The 23,227-nt window shown below is 66.1% G+C and carries 18 protein-coding genes; 11 read left to right on the forward strand and 7 right to left on the reverse strand.

What is annotated here, in order from left to right:
* Window positions 1-741 precede the first annotated feature (741 nt).
* From ACLQ2W_RS00160 to ACLQ2W_RS00170, 3 genes are all read left to right on the forward strand, one after another.
* Window positions 742-1,506, forward strand: coding sequence for a hypothetical protein (locus ACLQ2W_RS00160; protein WP_425784717.1), 765 nt, complete (start codon window positions 742-744; stop codon window positions 1,504-1,506).
* The gene (locus ACLQ2W_RS00165; RefSeq protein ID WP_425784718.1) at window positions 1,496-4,999 is read left to right on the forward strand and encodes a DEAD/DEAH box helicase; all 3,504 of its coding nucleotides are present in this window, start codon (window positions 1,496-1,498) and stop codon (window positions 4,997-4,999) included. The genes ACLQ2W_RS00160 and ACLQ2W_RS00165 overlap by 11 nt, the downstream gene beginning before the upstream one ends.
* A gap of 110 nt (window positions 5,000-5,109) precedes the next feature.
* Window positions 5,110-6,873 (forward strand): hypothetical protein, encoded by a 1,764-nt coding sequence (locus ACLQ2W_RS00170; RefSeq protein WP_425784719.1) that lies wholly within the window; start codon window positions 5,110-5,112, stop codon window positions 6,871-6,873.
* Window positions 6,874-7,469: 596 nt separating this feature from the next.
* On the opposite strand, the gene ACLQ2W_RS00175 is transcribed toward ACLQ2W_RS00170, so the two are convergent.
* Complete coding sequence (locus ACLQ2W_RS00175; protein ID WP_425784720.1) at window positions 7,470-8,381, reverse strand: hypothetical protein; 912 nt, start codon at window positions 8,379-8,381, stop codon at window positions 7,470-7,472.
* A gap of 762 nt (window positions 8,382-9,143) precedes the next feature.
* Here ACLQ2W_RS00175 and ACLQ2W_RS00180 point away from each other — a divergent pair.
* From ACLQ2W_RS00180 to ACLQ2W_RS00195, 4 genes are all read left to right on the forward strand, one after another.
* A complete protein-coding gene (locus ACLQ2W_RS00180; protein ID WP_425784721.1) occupies window positions 9,144-9,542 on the forward strand; it encodes a tetratricopeptide repeat protein in 399 nt (132 codons plus the stop codon).
* Between the two features lie 132 nt (window positions 9,543-9,674).
* Window positions 9,675-9,974 carry a hypothetical protein gene (locus tag ACLQ2W_RS00185; RefSeq protein ID WP_425784722.1) on the forward strand — a complete coding sequence of 100 codons (300 nt, stop codon included), beginning with the start codon at window positions 9,675-9,677 and terminating at the stop codon, window positions 9,972-9,974.
* On the forward strand, window positions 9,974-10,486 hold the full coding sequence (locus ACLQ2W_RS00190) for a hypothetical protein (protein WP_425784723.1): 513 nt from the start codon (window positions 9,974-9,976) through the stop codon (window positions 10,484-10,486). Before ACLQ2W_RS00185 ends, ACLQ2W_RS00190 begins: the two co-directional genes overlap by 1 nt.
* A gap of 371 nt (window positions 10,487-10,857) precedes the next feature.
* Complete coding sequence (locus tag ACLQ2W_RS00195; RefSeq protein ID WP_425784724.1) at window positions 10,858-11,358, forward strand: GNAT family N-acetyltransferase; 501 nt, start codon at window positions 10,858-10,860, stop codon at window positions 11,356-11,358.
* A gap of 416 nt (window positions 11,359-11,774) precedes the next feature.
* Here ACLQ2W_RS00195 and ACLQ2W_RS00200 read toward each other — a convergent pair whose 3' ends face one another.
* The 3 genes from ACLQ2W_RS00200 to ACLQ2W_RS00210 all read right to left on the reverse strand — a co-directional run bounded on the left by ACLQ2W_RS00200 (window position 11,775) and on the right by ACLQ2W_RS00210 (window position 15,406).
* Window positions 11,775-11,951, reverse strand: a complete 177-nt coding sequence (locus ACLQ2W_RS00200; protein WP_425784725.1) for a hypothetical protein — start codon at window positions 11,949-11,951, stop codon at window positions 11,775-11,777.
* Window positions 11,952-11,994: 43 nt separating this feature from the next.
* Window positions 11,995-12,384 carry a hypothetical protein gene (locus tag ACLQ2W_RS00205; protein WP_425784726.1) on the reverse strand — a complete coding sequence of 130 codons (390 nt, stop codon included), beginning with the start codon at window positions 12,382-12,384 and terminating at the stop codon, window positions 11,995-11,997.
* Window positions 12,385-12,463: 79 nt separating this feature from the next.
* The gene (locus tag ACLQ2W_RS00210) at window positions 12,464-15,406 is read right to left on the reverse strand and encodes a tetratricopeptide repeat protein (protein ID WP_425784727.1); all 2,943 of its coding nucleotides are present in this window, start codon (window positions 15,404-15,406) and stop codon (window positions 12,464-12,466) included.
* Window positions 15,407-15,925: 519 nt separating this feature from the next.
* Here ACLQ2W_RS00210 and ACLQ2W_RS00215 point away from each other — a divergent pair.
* The gene (locus ACLQ2W_RS00215; protein WP_425784728.1) at window positions 15,926-16,417 is read left to right on the forward strand and encodes a hypothetical protein; all 492 of its coding nucleotides are present in this window, start codon (window positions 15,926-15,928) and stop codon (window positions 16,415-16,417) included.
* A gap of 51 nt (window positions 16,418-16,468) precedes the next feature.
* Here the strand turns inward: ACLQ2W_RS00215 and ACLQ2W_RS00220 are convergent, their stop codons facing one another.
* From ACLQ2W_RS00220 to ACLQ2W_RS00230, 3 genes are all read right to left on the reverse strand, one after another.
* The gene (locus ACLQ2W_RS00220) at window positions 16,469-16,900 is read right to left on the reverse strand and encodes a hypothetical protein (protein WP_425784729.1); all 432 of its coding nucleotides are present in this window, start codon (window positions 16,898-16,900) and stop codon (window positions 16,469-16,471) included.
* The gene (locus tag ACLQ2W_RS00225) at window positions 16,897-18,969 is read right to left on the reverse strand and encodes a GNAT family N-acetyltransferase (protein WP_425784730.1); all 2,073 of its coding nucleotides are present in this window, start codon (window positions 18,967-18,969) and stop codon (window positions 16,897-16,899) included. Before ACLQ2W_RS00225 ends, ACLQ2W_RS00220 begins: the two co-directional genes overlap by 4 nt.
* 158 nt (window positions 18,970-19,127) lie before the next feature.
* Window positions 19,128-19,619, reverse strand: coding sequence for a GbsR/MarR family transcriptional regulator (locus tag ACLQ2W_RS00230; RefSeq protein ID WP_425784731.1), 492 nt, complete (start codon window positions 19,617-19,619; stop codon window positions 19,128-19,130).
* A gap of 45 nt (window positions 19,620-19,664) precedes the next feature.
* On the opposite strand from ACLQ2W_RS00230, the gene ACLQ2W_RS00235 reads away from it, so the two are divergent.
* From ACLQ2W_RS00235 to ACLQ2W_RS00245, 3 genes are all read left to right on the forward strand, one after another.
* Window positions 19,665-20,579, forward strand: coding sequence for an ABC transporter ATP-binding protein (locus ACLQ2W_RS00235; protein ID WP_425784732.1), 915 nt, complete (start codon window positions 19,665-19,667; stop codon window positions 20,577-20,579).
* A complete protein-coding gene (locus ACLQ2W_RS00240; protein ID WP_425784733.1) occupies window positions 20,572-21,360 on the forward strand; it encodes an ABC transporter permease subunit in 789 nt (262 codons plus the stop codon). The genes ACLQ2W_RS00235 and ACLQ2W_RS00240 overlap by 8 nt, the downstream gene beginning before the upstream one ends.
* A gap of 310 nt (window positions 21,361-21,670) precedes the next feature.
* Window positions 21,671-23,170 carry a tyrosine-type recombinase/integrase gene (locus ACLQ2W_RS00245; RefSeq protein WP_425785974.1) on the forward strand — a complete coding sequence of 500 codons (1,500 nt, stop codon included), beginning with the start codon at window positions 21,671-21,673 and terminating at the stop codon, window positions 23,168-23,170.
* Window positions 23,171-23,227: the final 57 nt, after the last annotated feature.

Genomic DNA, 23,227 nt, shown 5'->3' on the forward strand with positions numbered 1-23,227 from the left:
CGCTCGTCGCACGAGCACCCACCGAGCACCCAACCGACCACAAGGGACAGATGCAATGAGGGGCCTGACGGCCGTTACGGCAGGTCAGACCCCTCATGATCTTGTGCGCCCGAAGGGACTCGAACCCCTAACCTTCTGATCCGTAGTCCGATGCCCTTACGCAGAGCGATGGAGTACGGCTGCGTCCGGCCCTGTCCGCGTCAATCCCGCCACATCCCGCCAGGTCTGGTATTTGATCGAAGCCCATCTATGACTGACCAAGGGTCCGTCGAGGCCGGGAATCCCGCTGGGTCCCGGAACGTCCGCGTCAGTTCCCCGACGTCCGAGCACCCACGGAGCACCCAGGAGCATCGCCGGCTCGCTATCACCCGCAGCACATTGTCACTCAGAGTTACCGTCGCTACATCTTTAGGCATGCGAAATCTGGTCTGCAGAGACGCCGAGTCGTCAGGCGGCCGGGTCGCGGAACGCGGCGATCAAGGCGCCGCTGGTTACGTGTAAGCAAGGGTCCGGCGGATGCTCACGGCGATCGGGCTTCGCGCTTGCGGGCCGGGCGGGTGCCCGGCTGGCCACATCGTTGGGTACGCCGACCGGCCGCGATCGCCTGTGCGGCCCGCTGTGGGAGGCGCATGCCAGGGCAGTCGCAATACGTACAGCCACAAGGGGACACGGCGCCCCGTCGGCTCGATACAGTCTGTCCCCTGAAGCTTGGAGACGGACAGGATGCGTGAACGTCGAGACATGTCGGATTTTCGGCGATGGTGCACGGTTAGTGCACCGGTACCAACCGGCGGCCACCTTGCCGGCCTCATCGAGTCCCACGACGACGCCACGGGTGTCACCACGATCGCAGCCGGTCTACCCGACACGTACGCCAAGTCCGGCTCGCTCGCGCGCATCGCCGAGCGCTTGGGCAAGAACGCCGTCGCAGAGTTCCTTCGCAAGAAACTTCCTACCTCGGCCAGCGCCCGATCCGGCGACATGGGCGAGATCCTTGCGACGGCCTACCTTCACGAGGAGCGAGGGTGCGTGGTCGGGCCGAGCCGGCTCATCGACCGAGACCACCAGGAATGGGCCATGAGGGGTGACGACGCGCTCGGAGCCAAGTTCGGTTCTGACGGCAAGCTACGCATCATCAAGGCGGAGGCCAAGAGCCGCGCCAGGCTGTATAAGGACACAGTCGCCGAGGCGCGCGACGGTTTGTCGCGCAACGGAGAGTTGCCGTCACCGCAGTCTCTCGCCCAGTTTGCCGAACGGCTACTGTCCACGGCCGACAGCGACGTCGGGGACGCTGTGCTCGCGTTGCAGTTGGGCGAGGGCGTCCGCCCCGAGGACGTCGATCATCTGATGTTCCTCTTCACGAGCAACAACCCGGGCGAGTACGTGACGGCGGACCTCGAATCCTACCGGGGTTCCGTGTCGCAGCTGACGATTACGTTCCGGGTTCAGGGCCACCAGCAGTTCATCCGGGAAGCCTACGAGAAGGTGTCCGCCGGTGGCTCGTGAGGCGCAGGAACTGGTAGAAATCCTGACCTCGGCCACCGATGCCGGCTTCCGTAACCGGCTTTTGGCTCAAGGCCAGGCCCAGTCGATGATCCGCCGTGACGGCATCCTGCCCCCGGATGCACCGAACTTCAGTTCCTTTCTGGACGCCGACCTTCTCAACTACGGGTACGCGCTGCTATCGACCAGCCTTGAGCTGCTGGAGATCGCGCAGAACGACTCGCCCGAGCAGGTTGCCCTCGCGCAGCAGGGATTCCGCCAGAGTTCCTATGCCCTGGAAGCAGCGATCCGGAACGCGGCCTCTGGGGCAGATCTAGCGTTTCATGGTCTTGTTGCTGGCGCGGCCAGTCACCTTGGTGGCTTCGCCGCGCGAGCGTTCTCGCTGATCCAGAAGAGCCGGCAGTCGGAACGGCTGACTCAGATGGAGGAGACGCTGGCGGACCTGCTCATGCGCAACCTGGGCTCCATCGAGCGGCGGACGCTGTCACTGCGATCGTCGGATCAAGTTTCCGACGGGGCGTTGCTGGCAGCTCTGAACCCGGTGGGTAGCGAGGTGGATGACGAGACACCACCCGAGCAGATCGGCCCCGTTGTCCTCCTACTGAGCGAGAACTACCTGTCGGCAGTCGCGGCCGGGCTCTTCGCGATCGAGATCGGCAACCGAGCCCTGCTGGAGAATGCTCTCGCCGAGTTACGAGACGGTGAGCAGGCGTCCTCGGACGTGAGCGCCCCCGGGCCATGGTGGGTTTACCGGCTCACCCGGCATCTAATGGGTGGCCTGTTCGATACCAGCCTAGAGACGAACATTCCGAGCGATCCGCCGCCTGGGGCTGCTGACCGTGTCGAGCGGTGGCGGTATCTGCGTCGGACCTTCGTTGCGTCGTTGCTGGCACGGGAGCGCGCAGAGATCGACTTATGGCCCTCGCAACTGCACGTCGTCGACCGGCTCTTCCAGGACGTACGGGATCTCGTCGTCTCGCTGCCGACCAGCGCGGGCAAGACCCGCATCGCGGAGCTGTCGATCTTGGCGTGTCTCGCGCAACAGCGGCGTACGGTCTACGTCACCCCGCTGCGAGCGCTCTCCGCGCAAACTGAGCAAATCCTCGCCCGGACGTTTACTCCGCTGGGCATCCGGGTCTCGTCTCTCTACGGGAGCATGGGAACCAGCGACGTCGACGAGGACACCCTGCGCTCCAGCGAGATCGTCGTGGCGACCCCCGAGAAGCTAGACTTCGCCCTTCGATCGGACCCATCCTTGCTCGACGACATCGGCCTGGTCGTGTTGGACGAGGGGCACATGATTGGGGCCTCCGAGCGTGAGGTCCGCTACGAAGCCCAGATCCAACGGCTGCTGCGCCGCCCAGACGCCTCAGAACGTCGCATTCTCTGCCTATCGGCCGTATTTCCCTCCGGGCCCGAGCTGGACGACTTCGTTGCGTGGATCACCGACGACGAGGCGGACGGTCTGCACCACGAGTTGTGGCGCCCAACGCAGCAGCGCTTCGGCCTTGTCGAGTGGCGCAGAGACCATGCACGGCTGTCCATCACTCTCGGCACGGAGCAGCCGTTCATCGAACACTACTTCGAGGAGAAAAAGCCAAGCGGGCGGCGCAGGAAGATGTTCCCGAGCGACCAGCGTGAACACGTCATCGCCACCGGGTGGCGGCTGGTCGAGGAAGGGCAGACCGTCCTGGTCTTCTGTCCCCTGCGTAAATCCGTCGAGCCCTACGCCCGCGCGATCGTCGATCTTCACGCACGGGGCCTCGTGAGGTCCATGCTGCCGCCCGACGTCGACCTGAGCGATGCGCTAGCCGTGGGCGCCGAGTGGTTCGGCGGCGACCACCCCATCCTGAAGTGTCTTGAGCTCGGCGTGGCCGTTCACCACGGCGCGTTGCCCGGCCCCTTCCGCCGCGAGATCGAACGTCTCTTGCAGCGCGGCATCCTGAAGGTCACCATCGCCTCGCCCACTCTCGCCCAAGGACTCAACCTGTCCGCCTCCGCAGTGCTCTTTCACGGGCTACACCGCGGCCAGGATCTGATCAGAAGCTCCGAGTTCGCGAACGTGATCGGCCGCGCCGGCCGCGCGTTCGTCGATACGGAAGGACTCGTCCTCTACCCGATCTTCGCTCCGACACCGGGACGCCGCCGTGAGTGGTTCCGACTGACGCAAGGGGACGGCGAAAAGGATCTCCAGTCAGGACTGATCACAATCGGTCGCGCCCTGCTGAGCAGGATGTACCGCTCGCAAGGGCTAACCGCGGTTGAGCCTTTACTCGAATACCTCACCGGCGGCCCCGACTGGGCTCTGCCCGTAGTGACGAACGAGACCGCTGACATGCAGGAGACCGCAGCCGCAAGCTGGCGAGAAGACCTCAAACTTCTCGACATCGGAATCCTCAGCATCGTCGGGGACGGCGACCAGGACGTTATCGCCGACGCCGCGACCCAGATCGTCGCCGACGCACTCCGCGACTCATTATGGGACCGCCAACTCCGCCGCAACGAGAACCCCACCACGGCAGCCGTGCGTGAGCTCGTCTACAGCCGGACCAGGCACCTATGGCGGACAGCCACACCGTCCCAGCGCCGCGGATGGTTCTTGGCGGGATTGGGGGCAGAGGGCGGTTCCGAACTCTCCCAGGTATCCGGTCGCATCATCGCCCTCGCGGGCCGGACCGAAACCGCCATCCTCGAAAAAGATCATGCAACAGCCGCTGACCTGATCGTGCTGATCGCCGACACCGTATTCGCGATCGAGGTCTTCGAGCCGAAGACGAATCTCGCCAACTGGGACGACGTACTACGGCACTGGGTACGCGGATCGGCCCTGAGCGAGGTTCGCGGCGACCGTGTCGAGGTGGCCCAGTTCATCGAGGACGACGTCATCTACCGGTTGGTCTGGGGAATGGAGGCCGCCAAGGTGTACGAAGCGGCCCAGAGTAACGCCGATGCCGACATCTTGTCGGGCTCGGCGGTGGCCACGATCGAGACGGGAACCTTCAACCAGGCCGCCTCGATCCTCATCCGCACGGGCTTCGACCACCGTCTCGCAGCCATATCGGCGGTCACGAGCACCGAAGCCACGTTCGATTCGACGGACGGCATGCGCCGGTGGATCGATAACCTCGACCCAGAGCACGCTCTCAACCCGGATTGGCCAACACCCGAGTCACGGTCAGCATGGGAAGCATTCGTCAATCCCTCGCGAACACGCGGCGCCCGCCGCTGGAGTCAGCAGACCAAGGACGTGCAGGAAGTCACCTGGTACGGGGCAGCCCCCGAGCCAGACACATGGCTGCGGATTACCGACGCCACCCCAGGAAAGATCAACATTTGGTCTACAGGCTTCGACCTCCTCGGCGAAGCAACCATTTTCCTCGATCACGAACGGCAAGGCGTCCTGCGCGCCCGCCGGCGCCGCACTGACACTGGCATCCGTCTGCGCTATCGTGGCCCAGGAGATCTATTGCCGAAGGCACCCAGCACTGGCGCATAAACAGGCGCCGCGTCGGGCCTGCCTGACGGCCGGAACCGGCGACATCTCCGCTGGCGCGTTCGGACGTGGGGTGTTGTGACCCCTCGAACGCTTGAGTCCATGATGGTCTGGTGATGCACGAGTTGAACCGGCTGGGCGAGCGTCCCTTCGAGGCGATGTGCCGCGCGCTGGCTTTCCATGTCCTCGGAGTCGGTATCCAGGCGTTCGGGGACGGCCCGGACGGAGGGCGCGAGGCCACTTTCGAGGGCCCACTCGCCTACACCGGAGCGAGCGGTCCGTGGAGCGGGTACGGCGTGCTGCAGGCGAAGTATCGCCGTAGCGGGATCGGTGTCAAGGACGCCGAGTGGCTCCGCCAGCAGGTCGCATCTGAGCTCGACGCATGGCTCGACCCGGGTCGCCAGCGCGTGATCGCGGGTCGGCGACCGGAATATTTGATCATTGCCACGAACGTGCGGCTGTCGAGCGTGCCTTCCACGGGCGGCATCGACCGTGTGAACACGGTGCTGCGCGGGTACGCCGATCGGCTCGGCCTCGAGGACATCGCCCTGTGGGACGGCAACTCACTGTCGATGTACCTCGATGCCTACCCCGAGGTGCGGCAGGGCTTCTCCCATCTCATCTCGTCAGCGGACGTGCTCGCGAAGACCTTCAGCACCTTGGATCGCATCGATGATGCCCTCCGCTTGCCCACCATTCAGGTCGGCCAGGGGCCGCCGGGCAATCAGCGGGCGTTCCGTGCGGCCTACCAGGCAGCCGGCGGCCAGCAGGTTCTCGGCAATCCCACCAGTGAGGTCTACGACGACGGCCCCGGCTGGGTACAGCACTTTGAAGGCGGCCCCGGTCAGCCCGAGGCGGTGATCTGCGCCCAGGCAAGACACGACCCGGTCGCGATGGACGCGACCATCTGGGACGGGCTGCGGGCGTCGAGCCCGGGGCAGCTCACCGACGTTGGCTACCCGGTCCGGTCCGCGTCGGCTCCGTTCATCGACGCAGCTTCTCGCAACATCGTCCTCGACGGAGGCCAGTGGGGGCCGGGCGAACTGGTGCGCGGCGACGACGGGCTCTGGCGCTGGCAACCGCAGCTGCGCTTCAGCTTCGAGACGCGCGAGCTGGGCCGGTGGGCCTCCACCGGCGACCGTATGGACCTACGGCTGCGGTGCGCGGTGCGAATGCTATGGCAGCATGCCGAGCGTGCTATCGACGGAGCAGGCCGTAAGCGTCTGCTTGCTGCCCTGGCTGCCGGTCCGCTTCCCGCGCTCGCGACAGCGATGGCCCGGCGCATGGGCCTGTCCACCGACCCTGGGAGCTGGGAGCGCACCCCGGACGACGACGGTTACAACGACGGGCGCTTTGCCAACTACCGTCTTCGCTTCAACGGCGAGTCCGGACGCACCGCCCTCGGGCTGTGGGCACGGTTCCAGCTACCCGACGGCCTACAGCCCACCATCGTGGCTCTCGTCGACCTACGGATCGACGTCACCGCCTTGCCAACTTCAGGCGACGCGCCGACCGATGGGTTCACCCGGCTGGGTCTCCAAGACCTACACCGCTTCTACACCGCGGCCTGGACCACAGCGCACCATCACCTCCCGCTCGCCGTGACCGCGAACCCGCAGGACCAACTCCCCGCCGGACCAACCGTCACGGAACTCCACCTACAAGCCGAGCAGGCCAACACACCGACCAACGACCGCCCCCGTGACCTGCAGGAACTGATCGACCTGACCACCCTCGGCGAGCCCACCCGAGACTCGCTCCCCCGGATGTCGATCGCCGTCACCTCCGCGCCGGTACCGCCAACGCAGGTCGACGACCTCATCACCGATGCCCTGCGGCGCATGGCCGAGGGCTTCGGCTTCCTCGAAGGGCCGTGACAGTCGTAGCCGGCTCCAGCAGGAGCGCGAACCTGCTGGTCCAGGGTCTGTGATTGCCGGGACCGCCAGCGCGATCGGCACCGCCACACGCTCATACGTAGCGGCCGGCTGCGGTATTTGTCACGGCTCCTGCCTTACCGTCTCCTGCTCAGTTTGGGTCGCGGAAGCTCAGGAGGAATGAATGCCCTGTCCTCAAGGGCAGCCTCGACGGCAGGCTGGAACTGCTTACGCCGCGGCTCACCACCATCCAGCTCAGACCCGAAGCCGACTTGCCACCACTCCACCGTCGCCGGTAGATCCTCGTCCTCCTCCGCTCCCGGGTCGGGCCGTTCTACGCTGCGACCGCCCCCGATCACCTGGCCTGCCCCCCTCCCCAAGCCCGCCGCAACAAGCAGGTTGCGGAGGAGCAGTTCGCAGCGGGCCGTGTCGAACAACTCCGTCCCTTGGTTCGCAAGCTCCATCCCGACGAAACCACGGTCGAGTTCTCGCAGTATCGGTCGCATCGCGGCGGGAACCCGAGCGACTACCCAGTCCAACTCTCCCACCTCGATCGACACGTGTGGAAGCACTCGCCATAGGTCCGAGGCCCCGCCGAATTAGTGGAAGACGGCAACGATGTCTCCTGGGTATTCCCCGGCCAGCTTTGTGAGCAGGGATTCCCAGGCACGACCGACGCTCGTCCAGACCTTTTTGGTCACGGCTGCCGGAACATCGTGGCTGGCTCGCACGTCGGCTGAGCCAACGACCTGGCCTACCAGCCTGGCTGTGGCGTTGGCTGGTGCTGTCCCGGTGCTGACATCGACCAGCCAGTCCGGTAGCCACGTGTTCGCAATCTGGCGGTCCGCGCCACCTTGAGCGAGTCGATGCCGTTCAAGGCGTTCTACGGCGAGTTCAAGAAACTCTGTGTAACGGGGCTGATGCTCCCGACGGGTACGGCCACTCCGCACCCAGTCCGCCAACACCATGACGGCCAGCCGCTCGGATCCCGAATCGGCTGCGTCTCGCAGCGCTACGAGAAGTCCGTTCCTGCGTTGCCGTACCACCGCCCAGACAGCCGCCAGTTCACCGGACGCCAGCACCGCTTCGAGATCGTGGTCGCCGTGCTGTAGCCGCTCGTCCAGCAGCCCGAGGCTGAGGCCCCCCGCGGCGAGGCGATCCTCCGCGCCGCAGGTCTCAGCGTCGTACTCAAGCAACCTGTTGGCGGCTCGCCGGTAGGCCCCCAACTCGCCAGGAGGATTGCAATGAAGGTTCTCCGGCAGGACAAGGTCCTGCAGACTCCCCGTGTCGGGTTGACGGTAGGAGCTGGTCTCGACGCGGGCTGGCCGTTGCGAACAGTCCGGGTCGGCGTGCCACACTCGTCCCGACTTCCGAACCACCGCCTCCACTACCGCGCCCGCCCATGGTCCCAACGGCAAGTCGGCCATCCCCACCCTATGGCTGCTGCCGATCGGCGAGGCCGCCACCTGCTCGTCGGAGTCGAATGCGCGTTGGCCTGCCGACCCCACCATCCACCATCCTCAGAGTCTCGGAACACCGAAACTCATCCTACGGTCGGTACCGGTTCACAAATGGCGTAGCCGCACAGGGCGGGTCATACGGTGTAGCACAGCAAGCATGAGTCCGGCGTTAGAACTCCTCAGACCCCCGCCGTCCGCATCGGGCCGATAGCGGGCCGACATCCGGCTGAGCAGACGGTAACGCCTCACCATCCTGTCCTCCAGAGCAACAGCGGGGTCGTCCTCCACATCACTGCGCAATCGGTCGCACAACTCGCTCTCGATGAACGAAAGCACTCGGGCGAGGTGATGATCAACCTCGGCCGCGCGAAGTACCCGGACGGTATCGGCCGACGGAGCCAGCTCAGGCATGCCAGCTCGCTCACGCAGGGTCTCGTCGCCGGAACTCATCCCGCAACGGTAGTGCGACCTGCAGTCAGCGGACAGGGCCCTGCCGTCGGCTTGTGCCTGCCCGGATGTTTGCGGAGGTCATCGATCGGCCGACAGAACCTTCGTCCGGTAGGTTCATGAGGTCTTGGACGCCTCCCGGTGGGTTGCCTCGGTGAAGTCAAGGGCAAGCGTCTCCGCGGTGAGCATGTCGATCAGCCAGCCGTGGCCGCCGATGACATCGTGGGCGTGCATCGCCCATAGGCTTGAGCCATGACTGGCCCAGCTCCCATCATCGAAGGTATCAACGGCCACCGCGAGTTCCTTCTGACTGGCGAGGGCCGGCCGCCGTACGTCGAGTCGAGGTCTGGGCCGTTCCCTGGCGCTGTGTCCATCGAGATCGTGCTGAACGCCTGCCGCAAGGTGGACGACTGGCAGGAGCAGTACGGCACCGCGCGTACCGCGAACAATCTAGCGGCGGTCTACATCTGCACCGGCGATCTTGAGGCAGCGTTGGCGGCCTGCCAGGAGGCGGAGTCGAAACTGGTCGACATGCTCCAGGAAGGCAACCCGCACCCCGAGCCGCTGACGTTCGCTGGGTTGGCGATGGTGAAGTACAACGCGGCTGTCCTGTTCTGGGCGGCGGGCGACTTTGAGAACAACTGGACGTTCGCGGACGACAACCGGCTGGGTGCGCACGAGGCGCTCATGGAGGTTGGGGAAGACGCGGATGAGGACGTCGAGTTCATCCGGTCGGCGCTGGTGGCGTTCCCCGCGTTGAGGTAGCCGGTTAATCGGTGCGGGCCCGGAGGAAGATCAGACCGGTCCTGTTAGGACTACAGAGACGAATGCGTCGACGCGGGGCCACACACCCGATAGTCTTGATCATCAGCCCATCCCCAGGAAGGACGTGCCGGCGTGAGCGAATCTGAGGTGCACTGCCCGAGTTGTGGCAGCGCCGACACGATGCGCACGCGGCTGCTCGGAGTCGAGGACGAGGAGACGCACGAGCAGGCGGCAGCCGTGCCGGTCCAGGACGACACCTGGTCGTGCCTTCGTTGTGACCACTCCTTCACACCCTTTCCCTGCCCCGCGTGCGGCTCGTACGAGATCGATGGTGCGCGTGGCGTTTCCGGGGCGGACTATCTCCGTCCGCTGGCTGTGGTGTCCTGTCGGCGCTGTCAGGAAGTGTTCGCGCCGCATACCTCTGTCGCCTGATGAGTAGCAGGCTGAGCACCTCCGAGCTACCCGAGCCGGACGAGATCGACGATCTGATCAGGGTGATACACGAGGTCACGCTGACGGGAGCGACGAGGCGTTTGCTTTGGCTATCCGATCGGGGTGACAACTGCATCAGCCACCTGTCATTCTTCCTCGACGTCCCTCCCAATTTCCCGGTGCGTCCGGGGTACGTGCACGACATGGTGACAGCCGAAGGCTTTCAGAAGCGCGGCCTGCTCCGACGACTGATCGCTGCGGCTCAGGAGCACCTGCCGAAGAACCAGCGGTTGTACTGCGAAGATCGAGGACTCACCGTCGACGGCGGCCCAGTAGCAGTGCACCTCGGTCTGATCTCCGCCGACGAGTACCGGGACGACTGGCCGGAGCGCCAGACCTACGAAAAGTTGCGGGGTAGCGATCACCTAGGTCATCCAAAAGGACCTGGTTCATCGATTATTGCCCTGCCCTCACCAAGGCCCGACCAGACGCCCGCCGCAGACACACTGTAGGCCAGAAGGCGCTGTAGCTGCGGAAATGTCAGGGTCGTGCTCGATGATGACCCAATGGCGTACGACCAGCGTAGTGGCTCCAAGCGACTTCTAGGACCTGGCACTGGCGCTCGCATGCGGCGACCCTCGGGACTGTGCTGAAGGCCACGGAAGCGGTCCTGACGGCGGACGGGACGCTACCTTCCACGGTCGCGTGAACTACCCGAGCGAGGCCCATGCGGCGCCGACGGCGATCTTCCGCCGCGGTTGACGCGGAACCACCGACGCCCGGGCCGCTCGCACACCTCGGGTGCGACGCGCGAGCGAGTGGCCCGACCACCTTGGCTCGGCGCGGTAGGAACTGAGGAGTCCCGACTACGTACGCTTCCACTGTGTTCACCGTTCGACCGGCCGTCCCGGCCGACTACCCGGCCATGATCGACCTCCTCGAAGCGGAGGAATTCCACGCGCATGCCCGTGAGTGCTGGCTCGCACTCGATGGCGGTCACTCACTACACGGGTGCTGGCTGGTGGCAGTCACCGACGCTCGTGATGGGATGGCGCTGGTCGGCGTTGCCCACGCTGACCTAACCATCGACTATGGTGACCTCCTCCTCAACCGAGGCGTCGAGCCCCCGCACACCTACGTCTCGGCGATCGTGATCGACCGTGGCCGCCGTGGGCGCGGGATCGGCCGGCAGCTACTCAGCGGCATCGCCGCAGCGGCTGTCGAAGCGAGAGCCAACTTCCTCGTCCTGGTGCCACAGGACGGTGACGGCGCACCCGTCGCGTTCTTCGAAGCTTGCGGCCTGATTGCGCTGGAGGCACACACCGATGGCGTGCCCACCCGATACGGGGCACCACTGGACAACACCGTGCTACCGACGCGGTGATGAGTGGCTCGCTCCCCGCAGCCGGTGGGCTACGAGGCGTTCGGTCCGGAACTTGTAGCGCCCTGAGGCAGGTCGCCCGCTCACGGACAGCTCAGCCAGGACTGGTACGAGACCGCCTGGCACACCCCCGGGAATGCGGGTACCCCCGGCTGGCCCGACCGGTGGCCGATATGCCCGCCGCATCCGGCCTGAAGGATCGGGCCACACCAGGGTGGCCGGCAGCACCGGTATCTGGGGTGCCCGTGCGGGGAGCCAAATCGGCCTGGCGCGATCCTCCGCACCCCTGGTCAAGGGCTCACCGCCGACCTCAACGTCGCCGGGGGTGGCTAGCTATTTCGACGAGCGGCCCGGCGACCAGCGGGGGATCTGCGACCATGGCGGCCTCCCGGCGCTGGCGCGTCCCGCTCGCCGAGGACCTACAGGGCCAGCGCGCGGAACTCCAGCAGATCGAGCTTGCCCGCTGTTGCCGCCCGCTCGACGACCAGCTGCCACTCCGGCCAGCTCATTACCTGGGACCAGCGCAGGCCGGACCCGTCCGCCGTGGTCACCGTCACCAAGCCGCGGTGCTCGTCCCACTCATATACGCAGTACATGCGACCACCGTGCCCGCAAGACGTTGCGTCCGCAGCCCACCAATTACACCCTGTGGATAACTCGGCACGCCTGTGGACAACGGTCCCAGTCGCTGTCGACGGCGGCGTCGGGGACGGGTTCCTCGGGGTCGGTCAGGTCCGCGGCGGAGTCGTTGATCACGAGCACGTACCGAGGGCTGGTGGACCTGTCCAGGTCCACGGTGAGGTGCTGCTCCTCGACCATGTACGGCAGCTGCTCCTCGGCGAGATCCCGCTCGCGCCGATCCCTGACCTCACCGACGAAGCGCGCGGTGGCGGCGGTCGGGAAGTCGTGGAGCGGGTCCCGCTCGTCGTACCAGTCGGTACGTAGCTGGTCGCCCGGGTTGAAGCCTTGGAGGCGCCAGTCGCCAGGCCCACCGAGATCAAGGCCGTAGGCGAGCATGGAACGGAGCATGCGTCAAATCCTCCCCATAAAGATTCGGCCCACCTTGCCGAATGACGCCGCAGCGCAACAGGGTCTCAGGGCTCGACAGTCAGGCCGGACGTCCGCCTATCGCGCCTCGCAGTTGGTCGAGGAACTCGTGGGTGGCCTTCGTGTGTGGGTGTTCCGCGCCGAGGGCGATGGTCCGTCCGGTGAGCGTGTTCTGCAGCCACCCGACGGCGTCATCCGGGTATCCGGCATACGCGAGCCACTCACCGAAGTTGTGCATGCTGTTTAACGTTTCGGGAGCATATTGGCCGAGAATGCGCTCACTCTCATCGATGAGATCCATCCAGGCGTTCGCCGCCTCGTCCGCGTCCATCTCGAGAGACACGCCGAGCAGATAGTTATTTCGCGCGGTTAATGTTTGCGGATGGTCCGAGCCCATTATACGCACATGGTCAGCCCGCACGGCATTAAGCTCTTCGGCCGCTTCCCGAACCTCTCCGGCCGCTCGGAGTGCTTGGGCGAGGTTGCTTCGAGTCGCAAGTGTGTCGGGATCATCGGGGCCGAACTTCTGCAAACGAGCGCTGAGCACACGTCGCAGAAGTGGGATGGCCGCCCTCGGTTTGCCGCATTCCATGATCCAGCGAGCGTGCGAACCCTGCGCAGTGAGAGTGTCCCGGTGGTCCGGGCCGAAGAATTCGAGCAGGTCGGCGGCCAGCTGGGCGAACATCACGCGGGCCTTCTCGTACTCCCCGACCTTCCCGTACATTCCGGCAATGTGCCCCCGTGCGTCGAGCGTGTGGATGTTTCGCGGCCCGAAAACCCGCTCGCAGTCGACCAGAATCTGCTTCATCTCTTGGACGCCTCGGGCCAGGGCGCCGGCGTTAGCTCGGCAGATGGCTAGGTTGGCGCGAGCCACGATGGTGCCAGGGTCGTCGGGTCCTTTGTGGCGCTCGAAGTCATCGACGAGTTCCTCGTGGATCGCGATGGCGCTGAGGGGATCTCCGGCTGCTGCCCGCCATCGGGCGGCAAGACCGCGGATCTCCAAGATTGTCGGAGGATGGGGCGGCAGATGCTGCATCGCTGAGGCCAGCAGATCGTCGAAGTACTCGGCGGCACCCAGCGGATCTCCGCGTTCGCCTTGACGGACGCCGGCCAGGGTCAGTACCGGGTGCACGACTGATCCGATGAGCTCGCCGTGGTCATGACGCCGCAGCGCGTCGACGTTGGCCCGCATCGTCAGCGCGAGTTCCGAACCATGCCCGCCGTTGAGCCAGTACTCAAGCAGCAGATCAGCCGCCGCCCAGACCACCGACGAATGACGGTCGACGTCGAGTTCCTCGCGGGTGACACGCTGCACGAGCGCATGGACCCGGACGATGTCACCGTCGTGGCGCAGCAGGCTCAGCCGGTGCAGCGTCAACAGTCCGTCCTGAAGTGTGTCGATGTCGATCGACGTGAGGGCACCAGTAGTCCCGGCATCCGAGTGAACCGCGTAGGAAAGCCAATTGCGGGCAGCGTGCCCGGTCACGAGGCCGGCCAGGATGCTGTCGGAGTCCAGAACGCTGAGGAGCTCCATCAACGGCCGGGCGACACCGGCCGGCGGAAGCCGATCTGCGACGTCCATTGACAGCGACCAAGTGGTTGCGACCGTGTGACGGTGCTCGTCGGGTAGCGCGTCCGGTTCGGGGAGCAGTTCGATCAGGCTCCTGCGTCGGTCCGCGAATCGGTGCCGGTACTGGCTGCACCGTAGCTGCCGATCAAGCATGAACGCTGCGGCCTGAGCAAGTGCGAGCGGCAGTCTTTGCAGGTCGTCGACAACGCCGTCGATGTCGTCAGCAAGGGCATGGCGTTGCTGGAGTGCCGAACGCAAGTAGTCGACTGCCTGTTCAGCGCTGAAGACATCTACGTCGACGATCCGTCGCTGGGATCCGGTAAGGGCGGCGTCACGACGTCTGGTCGTGACGGCGACTCTTCCGGCAGGTCCTCGCGGCCAGAGACCGCGTAGGTCGGCGGTCGTCTGCAGATCATCGAGAACGACAATCCATCCATCCTGCGTGGTTGCCAGCCGGGCAAGGAACCGCTCGGCTGCTAGTTCGACACTGTCCTGCGGGCCAAGCACCTCACGAGCTGCCTCCGCGTAGGTCGTCAGTACCTGGTCCCGAGACGACGCGGTCACCCAGACGATCACGGCAGAGGCTGGGCCGTAGGCGCGGACGAAGTCTGCGGCGAGTTGTGTCTTACCGACGCCACCCAGACCCGTTAGGACAACTGCCTCCCCGGGGCGGACATCATCGTGCAACCCGTCACGCGGCTGAAATGACGCCGCGAGGGCAGGCACGAGTCCGACACGGCGTGGTACCGCAACCCGTTGGCCCACAGGGCGCTGTGTCACCGCGACCGCTGGATCCAAGCCATACGGCTCAGGAGAAAGTGCGCGCGTCAGGGTTTCGGTAAGGGCCTGGGCTGTCTCCTGGCCGCAGAAGCGTCCGACCCATGCCCGCCCGAAGAAGTCGTCGACCAGAAGCGGCTGGTCCTTCAGAAGCGTGGAGACTTCCTGCAGACCCCACGGGACGAAGGCAATCCTGAGCCCGGCCAACCGTTCGGTCTGCTCCCGGATCGTGGTGTCGAACTTCTTGTCCCGAAGATCGAATGATGTGGCGAAGTAGAAGGCCACCGTCCGATCGGCCCATTCACCCTTCAACAGGTCATCGACAGCCTTCCTAATCTTGGCGGGGGTCAGCGACCTAACCCTGCGGGACTGCAGGGCGATGTAGTCCCGACCGCCATTCCCATCCGGAGTCAGGTCCATCGGGAGCCGGGCGTAGGCATCGATCCCCGCTTGGGCCTGCCCTCGAACGCCAAAAAGCTTGACGAACTGCAGCGGCTGGACCGTATCCAACAGCCTGACAAACAGACGCTCGGCGTCAGCCCACTGCAGGTCACCTATCGGCAGCACCTGAGCCCGGGTATCAAGCGGCGGCGCCGGAAGGGGTCCTGCAGGGGCAGCGGCCCACGAGAGCGCCTCGGCCCGGTTCGCAACCTTCACCTCGTCAGCGTGAACCATATCGGCCTTCCCTCGCCGTGACCTATCGATGGCCCCGACTGTGCCGGGTACCGACCAGCCGCTGGCCAATCTGCAGCATCATGCCCGGAATAACAACGCCTTGGCGACCCTGCCAGATACCGCGTTCAGGGTAACTACCTCTTTGCCCACCGGTGCAAGTGCGTCGATCGACGCCACCGCCACCACGTGCTTATACATGCTGAAACGGACGACCGCGTGTCTGCTGGTCAGGGCGATGACGGGAGCGGGGTTCCAATCTTCCGCCACCGGAGATTGGCCATGCGGGACGTGCTGTGCTGGTCCTGTTCCGAGCGTGCTGGTCAGGTTCCGAACATCCGAGCACCAACGGAGCGCCACCACGGCTGGTAACCACCGGCGCGAAGACCCTTACTGGTCGTCGCTGCGAGCGCGTAGCGAGTGCCGGAAGGCAGCGGTCGACGAGCCTGCGTGAGACGCTCACGTTCCGAGGCTAGTTGATCGCCTGCTGTAGATTGCAGTGTCGTGCTTCTCGTGGCAGCGAATCCGGAGCCCGTCGCGCAGCCCACGTTCTGGGAGAACGTCGTCTGCATTCTGTTCTTCTCGTCGGCAGTCGTGCTGTACATCTGCTACTACTTCGGCTTCAGGATCGACGCCAAGTGCCTCGTCCTCACCAAGACCACCCGCAAGCCCTGCATGAAGGACGGCAAGGTTCTCGTGGGCTGCCCGAAGCACAAGCGACAGAAGATCGTGGCCTGGGTTCGCCATCTCGGCGCTGCAAGTTGGCTGGATCCTTGGCTTCACCGGATACACATCGTTCCGCCGTCGTTCGCGGCTGTGCCGTCACCTCCGACGCCGGCAGCCGTCCAGGAGGTTGCGTCGCCGGTGGTGACCCAGACGCCTGGCAGACGGATGGCGTTCGAAGCCCGGATCGCGTTGTGGGCGTTGGGCTTTGGCGCGCTCCAGGCGGTCACGGCCCTTGTCGCGCTCGCTGTCGATGTCGCCGCTGGCAAGTAGCGGCTGGCCTTTCCCCGGGGGTAGGGCGGACGCATGCGTCGACCGGTGTGCTCAGGTGGTGACGAGGTCCCGTAGGCCGGCGGGGTCGCCTGCCGCAATGTAGCGGAAGCTCTGTGGAGGGCGGAAGGGTGCCTGCTCGCGTAGGTGGTGCAGCGGTAGCGGCTCGTTGAGGCGGTTGACGGCGGTGAGGTGCAGAAGGTGTGCGTTCACAGCGCCGTCGAGGTAGGTGTCGTATTCGTCGCGGTTGAGGCCGAACTGCTGGTGAAATCGTCGCCATCCGTCGTCCGGCGGGCAGATGGTGGTGGCGCCGAGTCGGGCGGTGCCGACGACGGCCATCTGTGGGGAGCTGGCGTAGAGGATGATCGGTGTGCCCGGGACGGCGTTGACCGCGCGTCGTCGAATCTCGACGTTTTTGGTGCCGTCCAGGATGGCGGTGGCAAAGCGGGGGCGAAGCGAGAGCAGCAGAGTGCGCTGGTGGTTCATCGGGCTCGGCCTTCCTGGTAGAGGGCGGCGAACAGCGCGGCGGTGATCCGCGTGGGTTGTTGTGGCGCGGTGGCCGGGCCGCCGTGTGTGGCGGCGAGTCGGCGGAACGTCTGCCGGGAGATCGGCCGCGGGAAGATCTCGGTGTTGGTGAACCGTAGAGCCTGGGCGTGGCCTTTCCGGGCGGCTCGGTGCACGGTGCTTCTGTCCCAGACGCCGAGGTGCTGGAACCGGTCGTAGAGGTCGTCCGGTGGGGCGGTGACGACGGCGTCGAGTTGCGAGCAGGCGATGATGGCCGCTGGTTGTTGGGTAGTGGTGCCGCCCTTGCTCATGTACCACAGCAGCCGTGCGGGGGCCTGCGGCCTGGTGCCGCCGGGGCTGCGGTAGTAGACGTGTTCCCGGCTGATGCCTAGGGCGTCGTGTCGGGGGAAGATGCTGGCGGGCACGCCGAGCAACTGGCTTGAGAAGGGCTGCTGGATGGGGATGAGGTAGGTCGGCAGCTCACTGTCGACGATCTTGGCCGGCCACCAGATGCGTTCGAGTTCGGCGACGGCGACGGCGGGCATACCAGATCGTAGCGGTGCGGGTGCGGGTAGTCCGGCTATCTTGGCAGCGGAGATCGCGGCCCGTTCGACCTCTGCGGCGAGACCCACTGCGGCGATGGCGTAGCCGTAGAGGGTGCCGTCGGTTTCCTGGAAACCGTCGTCGACCGCAGCAAGTCGCGCCTGGGGTGACATGTGCGGATCAGTTATCTGGATCATGGGGAGCGCTGCGACTCGTGCTGACTGCCTTAGGCGGAACAGCAACTGCCGGGCGAGGGTGTCGGCGAGCGGCTGGTTCGCCACGCGCAGTAGCGGCACTCGCAGGACGCCGGACGACTCGGTGGTGGCGTAGGCGGCGACGAGTTCACCCGTGGGTTGAAAGATGCCCAACCGTTGGGCGCCGCTGACGGCGAGCTTGTTCAAGGCGGCTTGGAGTTGGCGTGGTCGTTCCCCCGAGGGGTGGTTGCGCAGCGCTTCGATCGCCTGATTATCGCCGCTGCGCAGGCGTCGCTCGACGTAGCCGGTGTCGAGGAGGCTGGCGGGCCGGTAGGACTCGGCGTACGCCAGTTCGTCGATGTGGATGACCACGTCGGCGGGTCGCATGATGCGCAGGCCGTGCCGCTCGGCGACCTCGCCGTAGATCCTGGTGAGGTTCTGGTCGTTGGTGACGAGGATGTTCAGGTCGGCGGCGATGGCGTCGCCGACGTGCTGCAGGTCCAGCAGGTCCTGTGTGTCTTTCGGGTTTGCGGGATCCAGCGGGCGCGTGTGTCGCTGCAGTTCGTCGATGATGTGGGCACGCGCGGCGGGATCGGAGCGCACCGAGGGGAACGTCTGCACCCGGTCGGTGCATTTGGCGCGAAGATCGCTGTCCAGCCGGTCGATCTCGGTGTTCAGCGCCGCGGTGCGGACGATCTCCAAGAGCCCGACCATGTGCGGTGCGAGCAGGGCGTGCGACTCGTCGGCGTTGGTGCGACCGGCTTCGGTCAGATCGCGCACCACGTTCATGTCGATCGCGGCGCGGACCAGGACGGTGTCGGCGTCCGTGGAGAGCAGGTTGGGGTGGTCGTGGTCCCGCCACCAGTCGACCAACGGCTCTTTGCTACTGCCGCGGCCCGGGCGTTCTCCGCGCTGGGCGAAGCCGAGGCGTATCCACATCTCGCCGAGTCGGTAGTCGCGCCGGCAGCGCGCGGCGATGCCGAGGTGGTCGTGATGAAGATCGCTGATGTGCTCGACGAGGAGCCGGGCGATTCCCTTACCGCGCCAATCTGGGTCGACGCAGAGGTGGCTGAGCCGTACCCGTCGACGCGCCAGTGCGTAGAGGGCGTAACCCACGACGTGGTCGTCGGCGTAGGCCATGAGCAGGGTGCCTTTGGCCGCCGCGTCGTCATAGGCCGAGAACGGCATGTGACCGAGGGTTGCCCGGGCGGTATTACCGAGCTGGATGGCCGCCTTGATGGCCTCCCGATCATCCTGACCGGGTGTGACTAGACGGATTGATGGAGAACTGTCGGCATCCCCCTTTGCCAGCATCTACGCAGTGTGCACGATCCACTGTGATGTGTGAAGGCCTTCGTTGGTACGTCGTTACGCGGTGCGCATCCCGACCCGATGGAGAGCGTTGCTGCCCTGATGGTCCTGGCCGGGATCCGGCATTGACACCGACCTGATCACTGAGCCGTCGAGACGTCTCAGTGATCACGCTCTCCCTTACGCCACCGTTCGATTAATACCGGTAGTTCGCGCCAGAGGTAGTCGTAGAAGTCGCGCATCTCGGTAAGGCGGCCTCCGGCGAGGCTGCCCTCGCCGGCCACCGTGATGCCTTCTTCGGCGGCTTCTCGCATGCTTCCGATCATCGCGTTCTGGCCGGACATCAGGGTCGCCCACGCGCCATCACGGAGCCGGAAGTGCTCCCGGCGACTGCCCGGAGCGGGTACCCGCTCGATCAACCCGACGGTGCCGAGGGACTTGATGGCGGTGGACACGCTGCCGGAACTGATGGCCAGGGTCTCAGCGATCTCGCCGGCGGTCATCGTCTCCTGCTCGGTGAACAGCAACGCCGCCAGCACTCGCGCCGTCATCCGTTGCAACCCGCCCTCGGCGAGGGTCAGTGCCAGCTTCTCCGCCGGACCACTCAAAGCCATCCGCACCCTCCCGCGCTCGTTCGACCAGAAGCCTAACATCTTGCAATCTTCAGAAATCTCTGAACATTCGATACTCTGCAAGCCATGGCTGATGTGATCGAGCTGGAGAAGCTGACCAAGACCTACGGCCGCCGCAGGGGTCTGCGGGACCTCGACCTGTCCGTCGCCGAGGGTGAGGTGTTCGGCTACCTGGGCCCGAACGGGGCCGGCAAGTCGACCACCATCCGCGTGCTGCTGGACCTGATCCGACCGACCAGCGGACGCGCGTTGGTGTTCGGGCACGACCCGCGCCGCGACGCGGTGGCGCTGCACCGGCGGATCGGGTATCTCGCCGGCGAGTTCGTGGTCAACCCCCGGCAGCGCGTCGGTGAGTGCCTGACGTTCCTGGCCGACCTGCGCGGAGGCGTACCGAAGGCCCGCATCGGCGAGCTGGCCGGGCGGTTGGAGCTAGATCTGACCGCACGGATCAAAACCCTGTCCAAGGGCAACCGGCAGAAGATCGGCCTGGTACAGGCATTCATGCACCACCCCGAGCTGTTGATCCTCGACGAGCCGACATCCGGTCTGGACCCCCTGGTGCAGCAGACCTTCCTCGACCTGGTCCGCGTAGCTAAAGCCGACGGGCAGACCGTGTTCATGTCCTCGCACATCATGAGCGAGGTCGAGGCGGTCGCCGACCGGGTCGGCATCATCCGCGACGGCCAGCTCGTCGCACTCGACACGGTGGCTCGGCTCCGCGACCGCAGCGTGCACGAGTTCCAGGTCACCTTCGCCGACCCGGTCGACGCAACCGCACTCGCCGCCCTGCCGGAGGTGACCGGCCTGACCGTCGACGGCCCGACCGCGAGGTTCCGCCTCGCCGGAAGCCCCGACGGGCTCATCCGCGTACTCGCCCGGCAGCGGGTCGCGAGCCTCCGCGCCACCGAACCCGACCTGGAACAGCTGTTCCTCACCTACTACCAGGCCGACCCTGCGAGCAAGGAGACCACGCATGCCTAACCTGCTGACCAAGACGCTGTGGGACGGCCGGCGGCCCCTGGCCGGTTTCACCGCCGGCACCGCCCTGCTCGGGGCCATGTATGCCGGCTTCTACCCCCAGGTCGCCGACGGCGCGATGGGACAAACCGTCCAAGGCTTCTCCCCCGGGCTGCGGCAGGCGCTGCGGATGGAAGACCTCTCCTCCGCGGCCGGCTACCTCGGTTCCAGCGTTTTCGGCATCATCGTGCCCCTGGTCGCCGTCATCTTCGCCATCGCCACCGGCACCCGCGCCATCGCCGGCGACGAGGAAGCCGGCTACCTCGATCTGCTCCTCGCCCACCCGGTCAGCCGCACCCGGCTACTCCTGCACCGCTTCGCCGCGCTCGCCGCCGGCGCCACGCTCATCGCGGTGGTGGTCCTGCTGGCCATGCTGGCCATCCGGCCCGGCGCACAACTCGACAGCATCACCGTCGGCCAGTTCACCGCCCAGTGTCTCGCCCTGGCCCTGCTGATCACCGTCTTCGGGACAATCGCGATGACCGTCGGCGCGGCAACCGGCAGCCGGCCCGCCGCGCTGGCCGCTACCGCGGGCATCGCCGTCCTCACCTACGCCGCCAGCACCCTCGCCAGCCAGATCGGCGCCGACGCCCTCCGCTACACCTCCCCATTCCACTACTACATCGGCGGAGAACCCCTGCGTAACGGCTTCCAATGGGCCGACCTGACCATCCTGACCGCCACCACAGCGGTCCTGCTGACCATCGCAGTAGCGGCATTCAACCGCCGCGACCTGACCAGCTGACCCACAGCTGCACTCAAGATCGCCGGAGCGTGTCTCTGGCGGTGCCGCTGCCCCACGGCACGCGCTACCCGGCCTTCGACGAGAGTCACACCCAGCCCCTGAGTTGGCCACCGCCCCACTGCTGCGTGGACCGCCGGAAGGCGCAGGTGGCGCGCGCCGGTCAACCTGCCCGTACCTGCAGGTGGGTCGACGTCGGTGGAACAGGTGAGTCCATCGAAAGGACGCACTCATGGTGACGACAGGTGTGATCTTCAAACGGTGCGGCTGCCGCGACGACCAGCGGCGGCGATTGGAGCAGTCCTGCCCACGACTGGGCGAACGCGGCCATGGCACCTGGTACTTCCACTGCTCGGCGACCAACCTCATCGGCCGCAAAGAACGGGTCCGTCGCGGCGGATACCCCTCGCAGGCCGCCGCCCGCCATGCCCGCGACGGATGGCTGACCACGACCGAGGCGGACCGGACGGCACAGGGCTGGACGGTCGAGCGATGGCTGCGGCACTGGCTCGACAACCGCACGAACATCCGACCCACCACCCGCTTCCACTACACCCGCGACGTCGACACCGTCCTCATCCCGCAACTCGGCCGCTACCGCCTGGGCGACCTCGACGCCCCACTCCTGCGCACCGTGTTCGCCAAGATCGCGGCGACGAGAAACAGCAAGGGCCGTCCGCAGTCCGCCTCGGCGATGCACCACCTGCGCACCACCCTGCGCGCCGCCCTCAACCTCGCCGTCAAGGAAGGAATCTTGGACCGCAACCCGGCCCGACACATCGAGATCACCGGCTACCAGCAACCCCACGCCAGAGTGTGGACCGACGCCCGCGTCGCGTCCTGGGAACAGACCGGCGCCCGCCCGCCGGTGGCGGTCTGGACCGCCGACCAACTCGCCGAGTTCCTCAGCGCCGTCAACGACGATCCCCTGTTCGCCCTCTGGTGGCTCGCCGGCCTACGCGGACTGCGCCGCGGTGAGCTGTGCGGGCTGCGATGGTCCGACATCGATCTCGACCGCCGCACGCTGACCATCGAACGCAACCGCACCACCGCCGGCTACCAGATCGTCGAAGGCGCACCCAAGACCCCGGCAGGACGGCGGACGATCGCCCTCGACAAACGCAGCGTGCAGATCCTGCGCGTGCACCGCCGCCACGAACAAGACCGCAAGGCGGAGGCGGCGGAAAACGGCACGCCCTGGACCGACAGCGGATACATGTTCACCCGCTCAGACGGCAAGCCGATCAACCCGAACTACGCCACTACCCGGTTCCGGATCCTCGTCCGCCGGGCCGGGTTGCCCCCAGTACGGCTGCACGACCTGCGCCACGGCGCCGCGTCCCTCGCCCACGAAGCCGGCGCCGACCTCAAAACCCTCCAAGACCTCCTCGGGCACTCCAGCATCGTGGTCACCGCCGACACCTACACCAGCGTCCTGCCGCAGATCCAGCGCCGCTGCGCCGACGCCACCGCCCAACTCGTGCTCAACGCCGCCCGCCGCACCCGCAAGAAGATCAAAGCCAGCGCCCGCAAGAACCGGCCGGATCGCGGCCCCAAAGCCGGCACCCCAGCGCCGACGAAACCGAAAACAGGTGCTCCGACCCAGCCGAAGCGCAAGCAGGCCGCAAAGCCGCAGGTCACGTCCCGACAAACCCGCGAGAACGCCGCCTCCGGGGCTGCACCCACATCGCACCCACGTGACACCCACCGTCCAGGTAGGCCAGACAGCACAAAGGGTCTGAACCGCGTTTCCGCAGGTCAGACCCTTCATGATCTTGTGCGCCCGAAGGGACTCGAACCCCTAACCTTCTGATCCGTAGCGCAGGTCCGGGCCATCCGTGCAGGGTAAATTCGCGGCTATCGATGGCTG

Origin of the sequence: Micromonospora sp. DT227 (assembly GCF_049841835.1) — a bacterium.
GTDB lineage: Bacteria > Actinomycetota > Actinomycetes > Mycobacteriales > Micromonosporaceae > Micromonospora.

What these genes read in the sequence shown, in the direction of transcription:
- ACLQ2W_RS00220 (WP_425784729.1), bottom strand. Translation starts at nt 16,900, where the DNA reads ATGAACCACCAGCGCACTCTGCTGCTCTCGCTTCGCCCCCGCTTTGCC.
- ACLQ2W_RS00175 (WP_425784720.1), bottom strand. Translation starts at nt 8,381, where the DNA reads ATGGTGGGGTCGGCAGGCCAACGCGCATTCGACTCCGACGAGCAGGTG.
- ACLQ2W_RS00205 (WP_425784726.1), bottom strand. Translation starts at nt 12,384, where the DNA reads ATGCTCCGTTCCATGCTCGCCTACGGCCTTGATCTCGGTGGGCCTGGC.
- ACLQ2W_RS00230 (WP_425784731.1), bottom strand. Translation starts at nt 19,619, where the DNA reads ATGTTAGGCTTCTGGTCGAACGAGCGCGGGAGGGTGCGGATGGCTTTG.
- ACLQ2W_RS00190 (WP_425784723.1), top strand. Translation starts at nt 9,974, where the DNA reads ATGAGTAGCAGGCTGAGCACCTCCGAGCTACCCGAGCCGGACGAGATC.
- ACLQ2W_RS00225 (WP_425784730.1), bottom strand. Translation starts at nt 18,969, where the DNA reads ATGCTGGCAAAGGGGGATGCCGACAGTTCTCCATCAATCCGTCTAGTC.
- ACLQ2W_RS00200 (WP_425784725.1), bottom strand. Translation starts at nt 11,951, where the DNA reads ATGTACTGCGTATATGAGTGGGACGAGCACCGCGGCTTGGTGACGGTG.
- ACLQ2W_RS00240 (WP_425784733.1), top strand. Translation starts at nt 20,572, where the DNA reads ATGCCTAACCTGCTGACCAAGACGCTGTGGGACGGCCGGCGGCCCCTG.
- ACLQ2W_RS00235 (WP_425784732.1), top strand. Translation starts at nt 19,665, where the DNA reads ATGGCTGATGTGATCGAGCTGGAGAAGCTGACCAAGACCTACGGCCGC.
- ACLQ2W_RS00160 (WP_425784717.1), top strand. Translation starts at nt 742, where the DNA reads ATGTCGGATTTTCGGCGATGGTGCACGGTTAGTGCACCGGTACCAACC.